The 1,710-nt window shown below is 43.7% G+C and carries 3 protein-coding genes; 1 reads left to right on the top strand and 2 read right to left on the bottom strand.

The features are described 5' to 3' along the window. Window positions 1-82 precede the first annotated feature (82 nt). Window positions 83-349, top strand: a complete 267-nt coding sequence (locus VE944_RS16620; RefSeq protein WP_324978902.1) for a hypothetical protein — start codon at window positions 83-85, stop codon at window positions 347-349. A 343-nt stretch (window positions 350-692) separates the two neighbouring features. Here VE944_RS16620 and VE944_RS16615 read toward each other — a convergent pair whose 3' ends face one another. Both VE944_RS16615 and VE944_RS16610 read right to left on the bottom strand, forming a co-directional pair. After that, window positions 693-932: an antitoxin family protein gene (locus VE944_RS16615; RefSeq protein WP_324978899.1), complete on the bottom strand. Its 240-nt coding sequence runs from the start codon at window positions 930-932 to the stop codon at window positions 693-695. Window positions 933-1,052: 120 nt separating this feature from the next. Then, the coding region (locus VE944_RS16610) for a nickel-dependent hydrogenase large subunit (RefSeq protein ID WP_324978896.1) at window positions 1,053-1,710 on the bottom strand (658 nt) is incomplete at its 5' end.

The following is a 1,710-nucleotide window of genomic DNA, read 5'->3' as shown; positions in this document are numbered from 1 at the left end:
CATAGTGGTGCAAGAGCGATGTCTACAACGGTCTACGCCTACGCTCAGGTAGATGACCAATCCAGTAAGCTGTAAGTAAGCGTTGTCCAATGTAATCGGCGAAGTAGCAAATGCGATCGCCAAAGTAGCAAATGCAAACGCTGAAGTAGCAAATGCAAACGCCGAAGTAACAAATGTGAACGCTGAAGTAACAAATGCGAACGCCGAAGTAGCAAATGTGAACGCTGAAGTAGCAAATGTGAACGCTGAAGTAGCAAATGCGATCGCCTCCGACACGCTACGCGATCACACAACTCTCAAGGTACAACATTTACGAATCCAAATTGACGAAAGTGATGATCAAAGGTGAATGCCTGAGTTAAATGGAGTTTATTCATCACAACCCGACTGGCGCAGTCCGTGAAACTCCAGTTTTTATCTGAGAACTGACAAAAAACCTGCCAAGTTTGTCGAATATCCTCTTCTGTCAGGTAATAAATGGTCGTTAAATTATCTGAAAAGAATGCCTCTCCTAAGCTGATTGCCCTCAACGTTTCTCCACGGGTTCTTAAAAGGGTCAGGGTTTCATCGACAACGTAATCTTTTGTTAACAATGAATGGTTGAATATTTTGATTAACCCATAAAGACGCTGCCTGATGTTCAGTATCAGAAGGAACAATACTAGCAAACCAGGCGCTGGTGTCTACAAAGATCATGTTGTACTATGCGGAGGATAAAGAATAGTGTCATGATCTCGACCAGAAAATTTATCATTGCTAACTTCTAAGGGCATGGCTGCAATTTGTGCCAAAATCTCTCTAGGAGTTTTGTCTTTAGGTTTAGCCTCAGTTGAAATTACTGTAATTTCAACACGAGTTCCTTCAGCTAATGGAATCGGCTGTGATAGCCTGAGTACGCCCTGTTCATAAACAGCTTCTATAGTTATAGTCATAAACTTTTCCCTCATGCCCTAGCTATTTCTAATCATGGCATAATATCTAACATAGTAAAAAACACAGCTAATGACTAACTGAAAAATAATTAGCCATTAGCTATCAAAAATTAGCATTCGTTAAGCAGTCCGAAAACGCGCCAACTCTTCACCAGTCTTCGCATCATGGGCGTGAACTGTACACACCAAACATGAATCAAACGATCGCGCCACATGACCAACTTCCACTGGATCACTAGAATCGTAAATGGGTGTGCCAATTAAAGCTTCTTCAATGGGGCCGCGGATTCCTTCACCGTCACGAGGGCCGATATTCCAAGTACCAGGGGCAATCACTTGGTAATTCTTAATTTTACCGCCCTCCACTTCTACCCAGTGAGACAAAGAACCGCGTGCTGCTTCCGTTGCACCCCAACCCTTACCATCTTTTTCTGTAGGTTTGATATACCAAGGGTCGTTTAATTTGAATTCGCGCAAACAGTGTTCAGCTTGCCGATATAACTTGACAAGTTCGTGAACTCGTGCAAGCTGACGCACATGAATACTAGCACCACCCATCTCCTTGAATACATCTAGAATAAAGCCGTCGTAGTGTTGCCAAGATTCGCCATGTTTACCACCAGCTACTAATTGACGCGCTAAGGGGCCAGTTTCCAAACGTCCGAAGTCTTTGTGAAGGACTGCACTCGACCAAGAGTAGGCGTTATCGAAGTCTTTGGTATTGATTGCAGTGGGTTTAGTGGTGCGATCGCTAGGGTGAATATCTGCCGTTCCCTCA

Origin of the sequence: Nostoc sp. (assembly GCF_035638895.1) — a bacterium.
Taxonomy (GTDB): Bacteria; Cyanobacteriota; Cyanobacteriia; order Cyanobacteriales; family Nostocaceae; genus Nostoc.
The sequence above is the reverse complement of the archived record's forward strand: the minus strand, read 5'-3'. Positions and strand labels throughout refer to the sequence as shown.

Coding starts and splice junctions, on each gene's coding strand:
- VE944_RS16615 (WP_324978899.1), bottom strand. CDS start 932: ATGACTATAACTATAGAAGCTGTTTATGAACAGGGCGTACTCAGGCTA.